Below are 18,170 nucleotides of genomic sequence, written 5' to 3'. Positions count from 1 at the left end.
TCGTTGTGCTATGAGCCAGGGTGTTTCATTATTTTTTTGCTGAAAGTTTCCTTTCTGCTCATAAAGACTAATAGATGGAGTGAACTCTGTTTTTTAAGAGAGCTGATCGGCAAATATGGTATGATTTACATAATCAGGGAGTGAAGCTTTTGGAGAAGATAATATGAAGAGGGCGTATTACTCTATTTTATACAGCCAGACCGCTATCAATTTAGGATTCTCACTTTATACAATGGCTGTTATCTTGTTTTTGTTTACAAAAACCGGTTCGACGGCGGCGGCCTCTCTCATGACGTTCGTCAGCATTGTATGTCGCGTATTGGGAAGCGCCGTTTTGCCGCTGGTCACCGGCCGGTTTACGCTTCGGTCTTTGTTGATCGGTTCTCAATTGATGCAGGTGACACTGTTAGTCTGTTTGTTTTATGTAATCCAAGCCGGTTCATCGGCTTTCTTTTTTCTGCTGTTTTGTCTGATCGGAGGGATTTCTTTTTGCAACGGCTGGTTCGCTCCGATAAAAAGCGCACTGATTGGAGAAATCATTCCTCCTGATCAAAGGGCGAAGGCGAACGGCTTATTATCTGCGGCGGATCAGACCGTTCAGTTTGCCGGATGGTCTCTGGGCGGTGTCATCATCGCGTTTTTGGGAGAAAGCTATACAATAATCATCACTGTAATGTTACTGGTTTCTTCGGTTTTGGGCATCATTCTGTTTCTTCAAGTACGAATGTGTGCGACGGCAGCAGTCAGGGAACGTTCACTTTTTGCAGATGCGGCAAGCGGCTGGGTGTATTTATTTAAGCAAAAACAGCTGCGGGCCCTGATAGTGATGGATGTGATCGAATCGTGGGCAGGCATGATATGGATCGGATCTGTGTCCTTAACTTATGTGCATGACGTCCTTCAAAAAGGAGAAGCGTGGTGGGGATATGTGAACGGAGCCTATTATGCAGGGACGATGATCGGCGGATTGATCATCTATAGGTTATCCGGTAAGTTTCAGCGCAGCCTCATTCCGCTTATGCTGACGGGAGCCTTGGCGTATGGAATGCTCACTTTTATTTATGGATTGACCAGCAGTGCCGTTCTGGCCCTTTTTCTGGTGCTGTGTATGGGGCCGGCTTGCGTATTAAGAGATCTGACGCAGGAAACCTTTCTTCAAAACATCACGACCGAACAGACACGGGTCAATATATTAGCGGCGAGATCAGCATTCATTCAATTGATCTTTATGTTTTCCATTATTGGAACGGGGATAATCTCGGATGTATTCGGCGTGCGGTTTATTTATATAAGCGCGGGGATTCTTTTATTATTTTCAGCCTTTATCGGGTTTTCTCAGCTGCAAATGAAGAAAACGGTACAGAGCCGCATGTAGCGTGGTATAATCAGGAACGTACGTTCTGTATCGAGAGAGGAGAGGGTTTTGTGGGACATCTGGCACTGCAATTGTATGATTATCATCTTTGGGCAAATCAGCAAATATTCACCCGGCTTAAAGAGCTTCCGGAGGATGTGTACCGTAAAGAGATTCAAAGTGTCTTTCCGTCGATAGCCGGTGTATTGACCCATGTGTATCTGTCGGATAAGGGGTGGTTTGATGTGTTCTCCGGAGAGCGTCTGGAGGATACGCTGAAATCAGCTGAACAGCAAAAAGAGGACATCTTGTCTAAAGAGATAGAAGAGCTGGAAGATCTATTTTTGGAATTATCAGACCGATATCAACTATTTTTGCAAAAGGAGGAAAATATCAATCTCTCCCTTGAAATAGAACATCCGTCAGGTGACATCATGAAAACCACGGCGGCCGATATGATTCTCCATGTTGTGAACCACGGAACGTATCATCGCGGGAATATAACAGCCATGCTCAGACAGATGGGGTATGCTTCTGTGCCGACGGATTACGGTATTTATTTATATATAAACAAAAAGTAAACAAGACAGCCAAGTCGGCTGTCTTGTTATATCCGTAAAAAGCCAAATCATATGATTTGGCTTTTTCGTTTGCTAAGACATGTTCTGCAGACGTTCTAAACTGTTTTTCCAATTCGCTTTAAGCGCTGCAAGGGCAACGGCGTCGTCCTGCTGTTCTAATGCGTGAATGATAGCAGCGTGTTCATTGTAAGATCTGGTCAATGCATCATCTTCGCTGAAATAGCGGATCTCCATTCTCTGGATTTTTACCTTAAGCCCCACAAGCAATTTGCAGAGTTCGGCATTGTCTGTAAGCAGAATGATGCGATGGTGAAATGCATTATCCGCTTCCAGAATGGCCATTTTATCGCCGGCCTTCACCGTTTGAAGCAGCTCTTCATTAAGCTGTTTCAATTCCTGAATCACTGCAGCGTCCATATGCGGGAGGGCTTGCTGCAGCGCGAGTTTTTCAAGCGTCCAGACAATGGAATACAAGTTTTCCGCTTCTTTTAACTCAATCGGAGCGACAAGCGTCCATCTGTTTGCCTTTGTCATGACCAAGCCGTCATCTTCTAAGCGCAATAAGGCTTCCCGTATCGGAGTGCGGCTGATTCCCAATGTTTCCGACAGTTCCTTGTCCTTTAACTTTGTTTCAGGTTTGAGCCTGCCCGTTATGATCCAGTTTCTGAGCGTGTGATACACTTCGTCCCGCATGATGGTTCTTTTCAGCACAGGTTCTTTGTTTTGATTATCCAATGGAACACCTCATGAATCGTAGTATACATACAAGCATTTTAACACAGTCTGAACGCCGGTTAGAAATGAAGAGTGATCTAAGGATGAATGGAACCGAGATGCTTTATCTCAATATGCTGAAAGTCAGCGGAACCGCCTTCAGAATAGAGCGTGATTCCCTGATCTTCGGGTTTTGGAAACACTTCATTTGTGAGAACGGTTTTTCCGTCATCTGCAAATACTTCAATACTCGTTTTATCCACGAGAATTTTCAGATGAACGCGCCCTTTATTTCCGTCAAATGGCGCTTTGCTTTCAGTATATGTCCCGGTTTTATCAGGCTGATCTGTAAATGATCTGTTCACATAGGCACAGCCGTCTTCTGCTGAAATACCGACATCAATATGCCGCTTTTGGTCTGCTGATTCTCTGAGTCTGACGCCTGCATTTTTGATATCAGACCAAGAGATATCCATGTCAAGCTGATACGTATCACCCTTGATCGGCAACGTTTCAGAACCGTTCACCTGTTTGTCTTCAGTGCCGTCCGTTGAAGAGGTTAATTGGTTCAATGCTTCAACCGGCTCTGACATCAGGCTGTAGGTGCCGCCATCCTGCTGCTGAAGGCGGATTTCACGAACGATAGAATCCGTGCCGTTAAAGCCGTTCTTTAGTGTCGGAGTTTCATTGGGATAATCCCAATTGTTCATCCATGCCAGTGCATAGCGTTTTGTCAGCGGATCTTTGCTATTGCCGTCCTCAAATGTGACGCCGCCGTACCAGTCAAACCCGTAATCGAGCCATTGCGGTTCCGCTTGATCGGCAGTAAATTCTTTTCCGTCAAAGTTTCCGGTCCAATAAGCGTACGTATTCGGTTTGCCCTGAGGTTTGCCGTTTGCGCTTGCGCCGAGAATCCACTTGGCCGTGCCGTCATCTGCACGCATCATATAAAGGTCAGGGCATTCGATGAGGCCGATCTGCTGGGTAATAAAACCGCCCGTGTAATGCCAATTCTTTAAATCGGATGATTCATAAAAGCCGATTTTTTCGCCCTCGGCCATGGCCATCACCCATTTATTATCCTGTTCATCCCAAATCACCTTCGGGTCCCGGAAATCTTTAGTGCCCGGGTTTTTCATCACGGGCTGATCACTATAGGATGTAAATGTTTTTCCTTTATCCGTGCTGTACCATAAATATTGTTCTTGTGCTTCGGTTTTGGCCGTCGGCTGTGTTGTAATGGCGACCAGTGCGTTTTTGCCGAAGCCTGCCGTGTTGTGTTTATCAATGACGACAGAACCGGTCCATATATCGCCGTTTGGGTTGGTGTATTTCGGAATAGCCGTGCCTTCGTCCGTCCAGTGCACCAAGTCCTCTGATACAGCGTGCCGCCATTCTGTGCCGTTGCCGTTCGGATAATCCCGATTATAAAGATAATAGTAATGATATTTCCCATCGAAAAAAATGGGCTTTTGAGGGTCGTTTTTCCATTTGTCCGGGGTTGTGAAATGATATGCCGCCCGGTAATCCGGTTTATTCTTCGTGTTTGTTTTTGAGGAATTGTTGCTTTTGTCCGGCAGTAAGCCGACAAACAGGAACGCACCCAGAATGAGCAATATTGCAATGGGCCATTTTCGTGCCATGATTGAATTCACCATCTTGTTTAGAAATAAAAGAAAATGCCAATGAAATATGGCATTTTCTTTTTATTATGATTAGTTGTTAACCGTAAGCTGTCCTTGTTCAAGGATGCTGTTTTTGACAACGGATGTTTTCTTGCCTTTGATGTTCATTAAGAAGCTTGGCGCAAAAGTTGCCTTTTTATCCTCAAAGAAGCCTCTGTTTGTCATGTAGCTTGTGATCACGACATTGTTGCCTTTGGCTTGAGGCACTGCGAAGTGAGAGTATGTGAACGTCACATCGTTAGGATCAAGACCCATTTGCAGTACAAGACCTGTTTTGTTCAGCGGCTTGTAAGGACCTGTTAAAGAGTTTGATACATAACCAAGCATGTAAATATCGTTTGAATTAATACCGTCGATCGTCATTTTTGAACCGCGTGAATCAGTGAACAAGTACCATTTGCCGTTCATTTTGAAAACGTTCGCGCGTTCGATTTCATCAGTTACCGTGTTTGAAGTGATCAGCGGCTTCATGACTTTTTTCAATGTGTAATCATTATTTAACTCTATCATACCGAGGGCGCCGTTCGCTAATTCAGCATCGCGTTTTTTAGCACTCTGCTGAAGCTTCTGGCTTTCTTTACGGAAGAAGTTCGTGCTGCCGCCGTAGTACGCTTTGTTAAATAAAGATTCTTCGCCTTGGTATCCGTTTTCTGTTCCTGTATTGGCTTCGAATACAAGGTATTTATGGCCTTTGTCTTCAACGTAGTGAGGGTCTCTCAGCGTATGGTTGTCGCCGGATGTATAGTTGCCTTCATCGATAAACTGCTGAACGTTCTGATATGTTTTTCCGTCGCCGTCAAAAATCGTTTTGTGATCTTCCACTCCGTTGATATTGAGCGTGCTGTCGGATTTTGACACATTTACCTGCGCCGTTGTAAGACTTTGTTTACCGTAATGTTTACCGGAAAAGTCAGTGTAGAATAAACGGATTTTTCCGTCAGAAGTAAGGGTGGCAGAACCGGACCATTCTTGTGTCTGATCTTTCAGGATTTCATCGTTGGCGTTGAACTTATCGCTGTCTTTAAAGACACGGCCCGCGTTTTTCCAGCTGTCAATCGAGTTGTCGCCGACCTTTTGATAAAACATGTAGATTGATGTGTCATCAGCGTCTTTCGGGCTTCCTGCAAGTGCAAACACGACGTGATAGCCGTTGTATTCAGCTACTGTTCCGTCAGCGTTTTGGAGCGGCCAGCTGTCCCACACATCGAGTCCTTTTGCAGATTCAATATTTTTAATCGTTGATTGATCGAATTGAGGCACTTGGTATTTTTCACTTTGCTGCTGTTTAGGGATCTGCAGCATATCATGGCGTGTGATATGAGAGACGCCGTACGTTTCTTTGTATGGTTTTTGAGTATTTTCTTTCGCGAAGGCTTGAGTCGCTCCCCCTGCCAGAAGTGCAGTTGTAAAAGTTAGAACTGTGGCTCGTTTTGCAAATTTTTTGATGTTCATGTCCATGTCTCCTTTTGTATGTACTTTTGTTGCGATCTGCCGATTCGATCCTCCCGCATTCATGGATGGCAGGTTTGTTACAGAAAAAAAGACCTAAAATATGCAAGGGGTGACGCCAAAGAATACACTTTGCCCTTAACACATTTTAGGTCTTGCCTGCTTTATCAGTAACAATCCTGCGTGATTTACTTGTCGACATCATTCTATTCGACTCTGAATCTATTGACAACTGGTCTAATTTCCTCTTTTGGAAGATAGTAAAATGAAAAAAGGCCCTTTAATATATGGGTAATTGAGACTAAGGGGTGCTCCAGGCCTAGGAAAAAACCTCTCTAAAAAAAGAGAGGTTATTTTTTCTTGATAGATAATAAAGCAATGGTGGCTAAAATCAATAAAGTACCCAGCCATTCTGATATTCCGAAGGGAACATGCAGCCAGATCACTGCTAAAAAAGCTGCCGACAGCGGCTCCGCACAGGCGAGCAGGCTGGTTTCAGAGGCACTCAGATATTTCAGGCTTTCCAAGTAGCAATAAAAAGCGATGAGCGTTCCGAAAATGATGATAAATACAATCGCGGCATAAGCGGATAATGACCATTGGCCTTCAAACTTCCAAGGCGGCCGGACTAAGCTGAGAGCGGCCCCGCCGATCAGCATGCCCCATCCGACGATAATGGCCGATCCCCATTTCTTCAAAAGCCGATGCGGCTGAAGAGTGTAAAACGCCAGCGCAAAGGCTGAGCTGATACCCCAAAAGACGGCCAGGCCGGATATGGACAGGCTGCCGGCATTCCCGTGCGTGACCAAAATAAATGTGCCTGCAGCCGCTAATAAGACGGCGAGCAGTTCTTTCGCTGAAGGCATTCTCTTTGCGCGGATCGCTAAAAAGCATGTAATAATGGCTGGCCCTAAATATTGGAGAACGGTAGCGGTGGCCGCATTGCCGTACTCAATTGCCGCGAAATAGGTGTATTGAACGCCTAACATTCCGAAAATCCCGAATAAAAGAAGGGGAACCCTGTCCCGTCTGTCTTTCCAAACAGCCCATATGCGTCCTTTTTCTTTGCGGTACGCGATTCCGAGCAGAAGCGCCCCTGAAAGCAGCAGCCGTACAGAGGTCAGCCATTCTGTATTAAAATGGCGGTCCTGAAACAGATACTGGGCAACTGTTCCTGAGACACCCCATAAGATAGCTCCTGTAAGCACAAGCCAAATTCCTGTTGTTCGTGAATAGGAAAGAGCAGCATGTTTTTCCAGCGCAGAACCCCCCTCTCGCTGTATTGATTTACAATGAATAGAAAAAACGCCTTTCATGTGATATATTATATATCACATATCAAAACGCGTCAAAGCGATTTTTTGGTGAGCGCTTACAAAAAAAGCCGTAAAAAAAACACCCCGGCGGGTTCCCGGGGTGTTTTGGTTATTCTGCAATCGCGTCTGTTAAAACAGGAACGACTTGTTTCTTTCTGGATACAACACCTTTTAAAAGAGCCGTGTTGTTTTCTAAAGTGACGTTGAATGCTTTTTCCACTTTTGACGCCTGATCGCCGATGGCAAGCGCAAGAGAATCGTTTTCCAAAATGTCCGTAATCACGAGAAGGAACAGATCAAGGTTTTTCTCAGCAATGACTTTTGAAAGGGCCGCTTCTAATTCCGGCTGACGCTTTTTGACATCTTCAATATCAACTGTGTTGACTTGGGCGATTTCGACTTTTTTGCTGCCGAGCGTGAACTCTTTCGCATCAAGGGAAATCAGCTCTTCCACCGTTTTTTTGCTTAAGTCGGCACCTGCTTTAAGCATGTTTAAGCCGTACTCTTCCGCATCTACGCCGGCAATTTCAGCAAGCTCTTTTGCCGCCGCGATATCTTGCTCTGTGCAAGTCGGAGATTTAAATAAAAGTGAGTCGGAAATAATCGCTGACAGCATAAGACCGGCAATTTCTTTCTCGATTTTCACGTTATTTTCTTTGTACATTTTGTTTAAGATCGTAGCCGTACAGCCGACCGGCTCTGCACGATAGTAAAGAGGCTCCGCCGTTTCGAAGTTGGCGATACGATGATGGTCAATGACTTCAAGAACCTGAACGTCTTCGATATCCTTGATGCTTTGCTGGCGTTCATTGTGGTCAACAAGGATGACGCCGTTTACTTCGTTTGCGGCTGTTTCCACGAGACGCGGGCTTTCCTGCTTGAAATAATCAAGCGCGTATTGAGTTTCGCCGTTGACTTGTCCTAGGCGGACAGGCTCAGCATTGAAACCGAGTTTGTTTTTAAGATCAGCGTAGGCAATGGCAGAGCAAATGGTATCTGTGTCTGGGTTTTGATGTCCGAAAATAAGAATTTTTTCCATAATAACTCCTTGTCCTTTTTTGTAGTGTAAACAATCTTTTTATAGTTTAACACGTCTTGCGGAGGGTGTAATCTTCAAAACCTTAAAAATTGATGTGAAAAAGAAGCATTTTTGTTGAGAGTGGGAGCAGATTGCGAGTAAAATACTGGGTAAGTCAGATGCTAATCAGCATGTAGTATCAAAAAAGGTACTATGGAGGATGAATTATGAACATATATCCGAATAAAGAAGGTTGCCCGGTTGAGCTGACACTTTCCGTTATCGGGGGAAAGTGGAAGGGTATTTTGTTTTATCATATGATCGGCGGAAAAAAGCGGTTTAATGAGTTTCGGCGCATCTGTCCCAGCATTACGCAGCGTATGCTGACGCTTCAGCTTCGGGAGCTTGAGGCGGACGGCATCGTGCATCGTGAGGTGTATCAGCAGGTGCCTCCAAAGGTTGAGTATTCACTCACCGAATTCGGCAGGTCGCTTGAACCGATCGTGCTGCAAATGAAGAAATGGGGAGACGCCAACCGGGAATTTCTCGAAACATACCGGGAAAAAACGTCGGCTCAAGATCAGTCCGCTCAAAAATAAGAAGCAGCAAAGGATGAGAGTCCTTGCTGCTTTTTTTTATTTCATGGCAATGGCTTTTCTGGCGTTGCGGACGTCGTTTTTCAGCAATTCGCTCAAGTTATAAGCCGGATATTGACCGCGTTCTTCCATATACTCAAAGACCATTTGGTGCCACTTGATGGCCGCGTTTAAGTGCTTGACGAAGACGATTCTTAATTGAGGTGTGGCCGTTTCTGTAATGGCTCCGGCGTAATTGCGGACAGATGTTTTGGCCATGCTCAGCAGGCCGCCGCTGTAAAAGGAGGAATCAGCCCGCTCTTCTGTCTCATCTTCACGAAAGCCGGGGGCTTCAGGGAAGAAGGGAAGCAGTTCACGCAGATTTTGTTCCAGCGAATGGATGGAAAATCTATAAAGCTGTTTTAATCTGGCATCGCTTACTTCACGTTCCGTTCTTTTTAATTTCACAAGCCCGTTTGCCTGGAAAGCCACTAACTCGTGCAGTTCTAACGTTTCATGCCATGCTAATGTTCTCCGCTCAGTCATGGTGTGAGAATCTCCTTTATCCTTCATTTTCACTATCAGCATATGCCCCGGTCCCGATGTTGTTCCTGATGTTTTGAAGTTTCCAGAAAGGGAAACTCAATGTAAAGGAAATACGAAGCAGAGGTGAAACTATATGTGGGACATGATAAAGAACTTCTTCCTTTTCAGCAGCGGTGTTTTACAGGCAACCACTCTCTTACTTATCGTTATCGTCTTGTTATTTGTACGGAAAACCAAAAAGAAAAACAGAGATACTTCTGGTTTCATGGACGATCAGGATCATTGATACAACGGGCATTCTTTCACTAGGATGTCCGTTTGTCTGTTTTCATGTTTCACATGGAACATTGGAGCCGTCTGTGCTCATTTTACTTACGATTTTGACTTATGTTAGAATAAATACGTGTATTTTGGAGAGTTTATGGAAAATTCAGGTCTTGGAAGAGACATTGCGGCGTCAAAAGAGCAGTCGTCTAAGCTGCTCTTTTCTATTCGTATGTTCTGAATGATACAAGGTTTGAGGTGAGTAAGTGAAGAATACAAGGGCTCTAATAGAAGGCGCCATTTTGATCAGTATTTTTGCAATCATTTCCCTTTTGGTCGTGTACCTCCCTTTACTGGGGGCGATTCTTCTCTTTGCTTTGCCGTTGCCGATCATTCTTTATACTATTCGGCACGGTTTGAAGCCGGGGATATGGATGGGTCTTGCCAGCCTCCCTGTCAGTTTTATTGTGAGTTCGTTTGCCGGGCTTACAGGCGCGTTTACGGCGGCCTGTACGGGGATCGCTATGGGATATTACTTTAAAAAGAAACAGCCCGGTTATGCGGTTGCGGCCGGCGCTATGGCGTGTATGCTGTGCGGTGTCGTTATTTTTGTGTTCAGCATCGTGTTTCTTAATATGAACGTGGTTGATAACACTATGTCCCAGCTTCGAGAGTCGCTGTCTTTAGCAGAAACCATGTCAAAACAGCTGGGTTACGGAGATCAGTTCGGGAAGCAGACCAAGCTGATGGAAAGACAGCTGAGCACGCTTCAATATCTTTTTCCGACTGCGCTTATACTGACCAGCATTGTTTCTGCTTTCCTCAGTTATGCTATGGCAAGGCCGTTTTTAAGGAGGTTTTTCCCTGATCTTCCGAAGATGAAGCCTTTTAGAGAGCTCAGACTCCCGCAAGTCGTTGTTATTTTGTACTTTGTTGTGACGATATTAGGGTTTCTGCATTTAGAAAAAGGGCATATGATGTATTCGGTTTCATTGAATGGGGGATATATTCTCAACTTGCTGATTTGTATTCAAGGGTTAGCGTTTATTTTTTTCTATTGCCATGAGATGGAGATGCCAAAAGCGGTTCCTGTATTAGCGATTGTGCTGGGTGTGCTTTTTCCGCTCATCATGTCCGTGTATCTCCTCTTAGGCATCATTGACATAGGCTTTAACATAAGAAATAAGGTGACGCGAAATTGAGTGTGACTTACAGGTGGGGAGTTGATAGAAATGCCTAGTTTTTATGAAAAGCCGTTGTTTCGGTATCCCATCTATGCATTGATTGCATTGTCAATCATCGTAATCCTCATCAGCATTTACTTTAACTGGCTGATAGGAGCCGTCGGCGTTGTGCTGCTCGCCGTGATCTTGTTTTTCATTAAGCGTGCGGATTCTTTGATCAGAAGAGAAATTGACAATTATATCTCCACGCTATCCTATAGATTGAAAAAAGTAGGCGAAGAGGCATTAATGGAAATGCCTATCGGGATTATGCTGTTTAATGATCAATATTACATTGAGTGGGCGAATCCGTTTTTGTCTTCCTGCTTTAATGAAAGCACGCTCGTCGGGCGCTCGCTGTATGACACATGTGAGGCCGTCGTGCCGCTGATCAAGCAGGAGGTCGATTCGGAAACGATCACCTTGAATGAGCGGAAGTTTAAAGTGGTGATTAAAAGAGATGAGCGCCTGCTTTATTTCTTTGATGTGACGGAACAGATTCAGATTGAAAAGCAGTACGAAAATGAGAGAACCGTGCTGGCATATGTCTTTTTAGATAACTACGATGATGTCACACAGGGGCTGGATGACCAGACGAGAAGCACGATGAACAGCCAGGTCACCTCATTATTAAATGCGTGGGCGCAAGAGTACGGCATTTTCCTGAAGCGGACGTCCTCGGAACGGTTTATCGCGGTGTTAAATGAACACATATTAACGGAGCTTGAAAACGCGAAATTTTCGATTTTGGATGAAATCCGTGAAAAAACATCTGTTCATACGGTATCTTTGACCCTCAGCATCGGGATCGGCGCATCGGTTTCTTCCTTGAAGGAGCTTGGAGATCTGGCGCAGTCCAGCCTCGATTTGGCTCTCGGCCGCGGAGGCGACCAAGTGGCGATCAAAATGCCGAACGGCAAGGTGAAATTTTACGGCGGCAAAACGAATCCGATGGAGAAGCGCACAAGGGTGCGCGCCCGGGTAATTTCCCACGCGCTCAAGGAAATTGTCTCAGAAAGCAGCAATGTCATTATTATGGGTCATAAATTTCCTGATATGGACGCAGTCGGAGCCGCAATCGGAATATTAAAGGTGGCGCAGGCCAACGGCAAGGAAGGCTACATCGTCATTGATCCGAATCAGATCGGATCAAGTGTTCAGCGCCTGATTGAAGAAATTAAAAAATACGAAGAGCTGTGGTCGCGGTTTATCACGCCGGAAGAGGCGATGGAAATTTCAAATGATGACACGCTGCTTGTCGTCGTGGATACACATAAACCGTCCTTTGTGATGGAAGAGCGTCTCGTGAACAAAATCGAGCACATCGTTGTGATTGACCACCACCGAAGAGGCGAGGAATTTATTAAAGACCCGCTGCTCGTTTATATGGAGCCATACGCTTCATCCACCGCAGAACTCGTGACGGAGCTGCTTGAGTACCAGCCGAAGCGGCTTAAAATCAATATGATTGAAGCGACGGCCCTGTTAGCTGGTATAATAGTGGATACGAAGAGCTTTTCCCTTCGCACGGGCTCGCGGACGTTCGATGCCGCTTCTTATTTGAGAGCGAAAGGCGCAGACACGGTTCTGGTGCAGAAAGTCCTCAAAGAATCAGTCGGTTCTTATATCAAGCGGGCGAAGCTGATCCAGCATACAACACTTTATAAAGAAAATATCGCGATTGCTTCTCTTCCTGAAAATGAAGAGGAGTACTTTGACCAAGTGCTGATTGCGCAGGCTGCTGATTCCCTCTTGTCGATGAGTGAAGTGGAAGCTTCATTTGCCGTAGCCAGACGGGATGAGCATACGGTGTGCATCAGTGCGAGATCGCTTGGCGAGGTCAATGTGCAGATTATTATGGAGGCGCTGGACGGCGGAGGGCATTTAACCAATGCGGCAACCCAGTTATCAGGCATTTCTGTTTCAGAAGCGCTTGTCCGGCTGAAGGAAGCCATTGATGAATATTTTGAGGGAGGCGTTCAGAGATGAAGGTTATTTTCTTACAAGATGTAAAAGGTAAAGGGAAAAAAGGCGAAATGAAAAACGTAGCAGACGGTTATGCACATAACTTTCTCATTAAAAAAGGCCTCGCTGTCGAAGCAAATGCGACAAACATCAGCGCATTGAAAGGACAGAAAGAAAAAGAGAAAAAAGAAGCGATTGCAGAGCTTGAAAGAGCGAAAGATTTAAAAGAAACGCTTGAACAGCTGACTGTTGAGCTGAGTGCCAAATCCGGTGAAGGCGGCCGCCTGTTCGGATCTGTCACAAGCAAGCAGATTGCAGAAGCGCTGCAAAAGTCGCACAAGATTAAAGTGGATAAGCGGAAACTGGAACTCCAAGACGGTATCCGCACATTGGGATATACAAACGTTCCTGTAAAGCTGCATCCTGAAGTTCAGGCTGTGCTGAAGGTTCACGTAAAAGAAGAAGCGTAATATATAATAATAAAAAAACCCGCCGATTCGGCGGGTTTTTTTATGTCAGCAGCGTAAGAAAATGATGAGAATGTTTCATGTCCGATGCTTATCAGATTGCATATGATATTACAACATAACGAAGGATGTGTCGGTATGATACGATTTTTTTCTGAAACATATTTTAATGATCCGGAAAATAAAAAGACGCTGGAACACTATCCGCTGATCGGGAACGGAAAAGACGGGGAAGTCTATCGCTTAACACACAACAAATGCTTAAAGTATTTCTTTGAAATAGAAACATGCGAGAAGGAATTGGCAGCTTTGCAAATCGGACAAGGTTCCCCAGTGATTCCAAAACTGTATGAATACGGAGATCGTTATATTGTGATGGAATATGTTCAAGGCACCTCCCTTGCCCGCCATATTAAAACAGAAAAATCCATTTCCGAAAAACTGGCGGCTGATATTTTAAATATGCTGGATGAATTAAAGAAAATCGGTTTTACCAGATGGGACGCTGAAATCAGGCACATTCTAATCAACGAATACGGTAATCTTAAAGTTATTGATCATAAAAGAGCCTTTTCCGCAATTGCCCGCTTTCCTGTAAAACTATTAAAAGGATTGAACCAATACGGCCTGGCGGATGAGTTTTTGGACACCATAAAAAAATTAAATCCGTCACGTTACCTGGAATGGCAGCTGCACATGTAAGTTTCTGAAAATCCGCACATGTAAGTTTCCTTTTTTTAGGGTCGTCATATGATACTTGTAACAATTGTTTGGTGGAGTGTGGAAAAAATGGAAGAATACATTATGGTTATCGGCGCTCATCCTGATGATGAACTATTGGGATCAGCGGGCACCATAAAACGGCTGATCAATGAAGGATATAAAGTAATTTCCGTTATTACGGCATTAGGAAGAAAAGAAGAAGCTCATCATATTAAACAATTAGGCGAACGTGCGAATCAAGAGCTTGGAATTGAGAAAGTCATCTTTTTGGAGCATACGAATTTAGAATTGGAATGTATCCCTCTTCATAAGCTTGTCAAAGAATTAGAACAGCTCATTCGCGTCTATCAGCCTGATAAAATCTTTACTCATCATTACGGCGATATCAATATGGACCATCAGAAAACATTCCAAGCAGTTTTAACAGCCGCCAGACCTCTTCCGGATCAAAAGCCGATTGAACTGCTTACGTTTGAAACGCTGTCTTCAAGCGAGTGGGAGAGGAATACGGCTGATAAACTCTTCAAGCCCAATTACTTCGTCAATATCACAGACACGATGGATGCCAAACTCGCGGCGCTTCACCACTACGACGTAGAAATGAGGGATTACCCTCATCCCCGTTCATATGAAGGCGTTAAACATTTAGGAAGAGTCAGAGGGATGACAGCGGGTGTGGAATACGCCGAAGCATTTGAAGTGGTGCGGAGGATCTGGAAATGAACAAGACATTTTCCGTCCCCTATCCGTATATGGTCCAGACGCTTGACCGCTACTACGGGGTCAAAACGCGCCCGCAAAAAAAGAAAGCCATAAAGACACAGATGAAACATGCAGATCAAATTCCGCCGGTATACAGGAAAAAGAAGAAGTTATCCATTTTGATTGCCACGTTTTGGGACTACCCGCACACGGGCGGTTTATCAAACTATATTAAAACGCTTAGTGAAGGCCTGAAAAAGAGAGGCCATAAGGTGGATATCATATCCCCTAATCTGTTTCCTTCCGACAAAGTAAAAGAATTGCGGGATGCTGTTGTTCCGAAATTAAAAGATTTCTTTAAAGACAGATACGGGGATTATAACGATCATATTTTGAGAAATAATCGGCTGATGTTTGTATACGAGCAAATGCTTCAAAAGATTCCTTTGGAAAGATATGATGTGTTCCACGCTCAAGATTTATTTACAGCCAATATGTTAGGCAGGTTCAATCAAATCTATAAGAAACCTTTATTTTTTACACCGCATGGCATGTTTACTTTCAACAGACTTAAATTTCACATATTTAAAAAAGGCTCGGTAGAAGAGATTTATTATAAAACATTAGAGATGAAAGCCATTGAATACGCAGACCGCCTGATTATTATCAGCGATACGTTCCGCAGGCCGCTCATGAAGCTCGGGGCCGAACAGAAAGACATGACAACGGTGGTCACGGGAATTGATTACGATACAAAAACAGGCTGGAAAAAGAAAATCCCGTTACCGAAAAATAAGATTATCATCTCGTGTATTGCAAGATTAGGCCCGAGAAAGGGACATAAGTATTTGCTGGAGGCACTCTCGCGAATTCCGTCTCACGTACTTGATGATGTAGAAGTGCTGATCGCAGGAGACGGAGAGACAAGGAGAGCCCTGGAGGAACAGGCTCGAAAACTGAAACTATCAATGGTCTCCTTTTTAGGAAAAAGAGACGATGTTCCCGCTATTTTGAATATAACGGACATATTCGTACTGCCGACCATTAATGATAGTCTGCCCATTTCGATTATTGAAGCGATGTTCAGCGGCTCGGCTATCATCGCGACCGATTGCGGGGGCATCCCGGATCTCATCCGTCATAACAAAACAGGGCTGATTGTCGAGCCGGGAAATGCAGAGGCGCTAGCCCGGGCTTTAACGTTTTTTATCTCTAACAAATCTGCGCGGAAAAAAGCTGCTTTAAATGCAAAGGCCTACGCAGAGAAGCACTTAAGCAGCGAGACAATGATCAGAAATATTGAATCCATTTATCAAAATACCATCAAGCTCGGAGGGAGATTATGAAACACGAACATGCGGCCGTTGTACTTGATTTCAGTGCAAACGGGATCGGGATGATTCGAAGCCTGGCCCGAAGAGGAATAGATGTTTACGCGTTTGACACGGAGGAACCTTATCGTATCGGAAAATCAAGATTGGCAGATTGCGGGGTCTGTCCCAGCCCTTTAACACAAGAGAAAGAACTGCTGACATTTCTGACTGATTTCGGGAAGCGATTTCAAGCAAAACCGGTTCTGTACGCAGGATCTGATGATTATGCGGGATTCATATCCAAATTCCGCGACACATTAGCCGGTTTTTTTTTATTTTTGCTCCCGAGCCGCTCTCTGTTAGAGACGGTTTTAGATAAAAGCAAAGCATATGAATTAGCGATGAAGCACAACATTCCCTGCCCGAAAACCTTTTTTCCGAACAATCAGGATGAACTGGAAGAGGCCATCGCCAATATTGACTTCCCGTGTATTTTAAAACCGGTGGCCGGCCATGAATACAGAAAAAAAGTAAACAAAAAAGCAATAGTGATGAAGGATGCCGCACAATTGCGCAGGGAGTTCAGCTCCTACAGAGAAAATGGAGAACTGCTCGTGCAGGAGATCATTCCCGGAGACAATCAATGTTTTTATAAAGTGGCGACTTTTTATGATGACCAAATGAAGTTAATGGGCTTGTTTTCACTGCGAAAAAACCATCAATTTCCTGCTGATTTTGGCGCTGGGGCTCATGTCGTGAGCAAACGGGTTCCTGAATTAATTGAGAAGACCCTGCCGTTTTTTGAAGCGATTCAGCTCAAAGGAGTAGGCATGGCGGAATTTAAAAAGGATCCGCGGGACAATGTTTACAAGTTTATAGAAATAAATCCGCGCTTTTGGCTCAGCCATAGCCTGACGGAATCTGCAGGCGTTCATTTCGTTTACATGTACTATCTGTATTTGACCGGACAAAATGTAAAGCCCCAGCTCGAACAAAAAGAAGGAATCAGTTGGATTTATGAGGTGCGTTACTTCTTAACGTTTTTGAAGAAACGAAAAAGAGGAGAAATGACATTCCGGCATTTTTGGAGAGGATTTAAAGGAAAAAAAGAATATGCCCTTTTTGCTTGGAATGACCCGATGCCGTTTATCAGAAACACTTGGTCCCATCTCAAAAACAGCTGGAAACGGAAGCGGAAGGAAGATCGGCATGTATGAAAAGGATCGTTTGTATGCTGCGTTTCAGAAACTGAGAATTGACGAAAAACTATCGTATTCACTTGGCGAAAAGGCGGCTGTGAATCCGGACGGCATCACATGTCTGAAATCAACGGACAGAAGCGCCATTTATAAACTCCTTGTGAAAAAGAAATCCGGGACTGTACCGCTGATTTTGAAGGTGTATAAATCTTCCCGTGAAAAAAACGCGGTCGAGATTAATATATACAGTAAAGCCCGTTCTGTCTTAGGGGATTTGCTGCCGGAAATCTATCTTATCGAAGAAAGCAATCATGAAACATGGATATTTATGGAGTTTGTCAGCCAGATCAGGGGACAGCTTACATTTCATCCTCAGCATTTCAAATATATTATTCCGTCTGTCGCAGAACTGCACAGCCGCACCTTTGAAAACAAGAAAATTTCTGACGGAAAATGGCGCTCATGGCTCCCAGTATATGAATCGGAAACGATGAGGAAGGGGCGTAAAAAGCAGATCAAAAAGACAGCGGAATTATTGGATAGGGCCCTTAAAGATGAACGTACAAAAGATATCGTCAAGCCTCATTATCGGCAGATCTCTCACTTGCTGGAGCAAAAAGGACCGGATTTTTTCCCTGAATTGATACAAAACGGCTCGGCCATTACACATGGCGACCTTCATATGCAGAATATCTGCACCCATGACGCGTCCGGCCATGAACCGTGGGACATTCAATTCATCGATTGGGAATCAGCAAAATACGCGCCGGTATGGTTCGATATGACGGTTTTGGTTGAGATTCTGATCGGCTTCAGAAAAGATTGGAGCCGCCACGCAGAAGAGATTCGGACGTTTTGTGTAAAAGTGTATGCGAAAGAAATGAAAAAGCGGGGCATTCATTTTGAGACGCCCCCTATGACGCTTTATAAAATGGCTTATGTGCAGAGAACACTTGAGAAAGGGCTTCATACCCAATTGCGGAGAATATTCGACAATCGGGGAGGAGAGCTGCTGCCCTATCATGCAGACAAAGTGTCACAATGGGGACGGGAATTAGGTTTATAGGTTTGAGAGA

Annotated in this window: 18 protein-coding genes; 12 read left to right on the top strand and 6 right to left on the bottom strand. The window is 44.5% G+C overall.

From position 1 onward, the window contains the following. Positions 1-163: 163 nt before the first annotated feature. Together AC1DN5_RS03895 and AC1DN5_RS03890 are read left to right on the top strand one after the other, a co-directional pair. The gene (locus AC1DN5_RS03895) at positions 164-1,375 is read left to right on the top strand and encodes an MFS transporter (protein ID WP_366969938.1); all 1,212 of its coding nucleotides are present in this window, start codon (positions 164-166) and stop codon (positions 1,373-1,375) included. Positions 1,376-1,425: 50 nt separating this feature from the next. Next, entirely contained in the window at positions 1,426-1,935 is a 510-nt protein-coding gene (locus AC1DN5_RS03890; RefSeq protein ID WP_060963822.1) for a DinB family protein, read from the top strand. A gap of 72 nt (positions 1,936-2,007) precedes the next feature. On the opposite strand, the gene AC1DN5_RS03885 is transcribed toward AC1DN5_RS03890, so the two are convergent. From AC1DN5_RS03885 to AC1DN5_RS03865, 5 genes are all read right to left on the bottom strand, one after another. Continuing rightward, complete coding sequence (locus AC1DN5_RS03885) at positions 2,008-2,670, bottom strand: GntR family transcriptional regulator (protein WP_366969937.1); 663 nt, start codon at positions 2,668-2,670, stop codon at positions 2,008-2,010. 77 nt (positions 2,671-2,747) lie between these two features. Next, on the bottom strand, positions 2,748-4,304 hold the full coding sequence (locus AC1DN5_RS03880; protein ID WP_436627808.1) for a glycoside hydrolase family 32 protein: 1,557 nt from the start codon (positions 4,302-4,304) through the stop codon (positions 2,748-2,750). Positions 4,305-4,364: 60 nt separating this feature from the next. Continuing rightward, positions 4,365-5,786, bottom strand: coding sequence for a glycoside hydrolase family 68 protein (locus AC1DN5_RS03875; RefSeq protein ID WP_045925625.1), 1,422 nt, complete (start codon positions 5,784-5,786; stop codon positions 4,365-4,367). Positions 5,787-6,133: 347 nt separating this feature from the next. After that, positions 6,134-7,099 carry a DMT family transporter gene (locus AC1DN5_RS03870; RefSeq protein ID WP_366969936.1) on the bottom strand — a complete coding sequence of 322 codons (966 nt, stop codon included), beginning with the start codon at positions 7,097-7,099 and terminating at the stop codon, positions 6,134-6,136. 109 nt (positions 7,100-7,208) lie between these two features. Continuing rightward, positions 7,209-8,138, bottom strand: coding sequence for a manganese-dependent inorganic pyrophosphatase (locus tag AC1DN5_RS03865; RefSeq protein ID WP_004393053.1), 930 nt, complete (start codon positions 8,136-8,138; stop codon positions 7,209-7,211). 206 nt (positions 8,139-8,344) lie between these two features. Between AC1DN5_RS03865 and AC1DN5_RS03860 the strand changes: the two genes are divergently transcribed. Continuing rightward, positions 8,345-8,716, top strand: coding sequence for a winged helix-turn-helix transcriptional regulator (locus AC1DN5_RS03860; protein ID WP_016937354.1), 372 nt, complete (start codon positions 8,345-8,347; stop codon positions 8,714-8,716). Between the two features lie 36 nt (positions 8,717-8,752). On the opposite strand, the gene AC1DN5_RS03855 is transcribed toward AC1DN5_RS03860, so the two are convergent. Continuing rightward, positions 8,753-9,238 (bottom strand): spore coat protein, encoded by a 486-nt coding sequence (locus tag AC1DN5_RS03855; protein ID WP_016937355.1) that lies wholly within the window; start codon positions 9,236-9,238, stop codon positions 8,753-8,755. 133 nt (positions 9,239-9,371) lie between these two features. Between AC1DN5_RS03855 and AC1DN5_RS03850 the strand changes: the two genes are divergently transcribed. The 9 genes from AC1DN5_RS03850 to AC1DN5_RS03810 all read left to right on the top strand — a co-directional run bounded on the left by AC1DN5_RS03850 (position 9,372) and on the right by AC1DN5_RS03810 (position 18,160). Further along, positions 9,372-9,524, top strand: coding sequence for a hypothetical protein (locus AC1DN5_RS03850; protein WP_016937356.1), 153 nt, complete (start codon positions 9,372-9,374; stop codon positions 9,522-9,524). 244 nt (positions 9,525-9,768) lie between these two features. Beyond that, entirely contained in the window at positions 9,769-10,704 is a 936-nt protein-coding gene (locus AC1DN5_RS03845; protein WP_029575278.1) for a YybS family protein, read from the top strand. Between the two features lie 30 nt (positions 10,705-10,734). After that, on the top strand, positions 10,735-12,714 hold the full coding sequence (locus AC1DN5_RS03840) for a DHH family phosphoesterase (protein ID WP_016937358.1): 1,980 nt from the start codon (positions 10,735-10,737) through the stop codon (positions 12,712-12,714). Next, entirely contained in the window at positions 12,711-13,160 is a 450-nt protein-coding gene (rplI, locus tag AC1DN5_RS03835) for a 50S ribosomal protein L9 (protein WP_095241068.1), read from the top strand. Before AC1DN5_RS03840 ends, rplI begins: the two co-directional genes overlap by 4 nt. 135 nt (positions 13,161-13,295) lie before the next feature. Further along, positions 13,296-13,859, top strand: coding sequence for a kinase (locus tag AC1DN5_RS03830; protein WP_095241069.1), 564 nt, complete (start codon positions 13,296-13,298; stop codon positions 13,857-13,859). A gap of 87 nt (positions 13,860-13,946) precedes the next feature. Beyond that, a complete protein-coding gene (locus tag AC1DN5_RS03825; RefSeq protein ID WP_016937360.1) occupies positions 13,947-14,603 on the top strand; it encodes a PIG-L deacetylase family protein in 657 nt (218 codons plus the stop codon). Further along, positions 14,600-15,928 carry a glycosyltransferase family 4 protein gene (locus tag AC1DN5_RS03820; protein WP_141228466.1) on the top strand — a complete coding sequence of 443 codons (1,329 nt, stop codon included), beginning with the start codon at positions 14,600-14,602 and terminating at the stop codon, positions 15,926-15,928. Before AC1DN5_RS03825 ends, AC1DN5_RS03820 begins: the two co-directional genes overlap by 4 nt. Beyond that, the gene (locus tag AC1DN5_RS03815) at positions 15,925-17,112 is read left to right on the top strand and encodes a carboxylate--amine ligase (protein WP_366969935.1); all 1,188 of its coding nucleotides are present in this window, start codon (positions 15,925-15,927) and stop codon (positions 17,110-17,112) included. The genes AC1DN5_RS03820 and AC1DN5_RS03815 overlap by 4 nt, the downstream gene beginning before the upstream one ends. After that, a complete protein-coding gene (locus AC1DN5_RS03810) occupies positions 17,105-18,160 on the top strand; it encodes a phosphotransferase (protein WP_366969934.1) in 1,056 nt (351 codons plus the stop codon). Before AC1DN5_RS03815 ends, AC1DN5_RS03810 begins: the two co-directional genes overlap by 8 nt. Positions 18,161-18,170: the final 10 nt, after the last annotated feature.

It is taken from the genome of Bacillus sp. 01N42_2 (assembly GCF_056399565.1).
The sequence above is the reverse complement of the archived record's forward strand: the minus strand, read 5'-3'. Positions and strand labels throughout refer to the sequence as shown.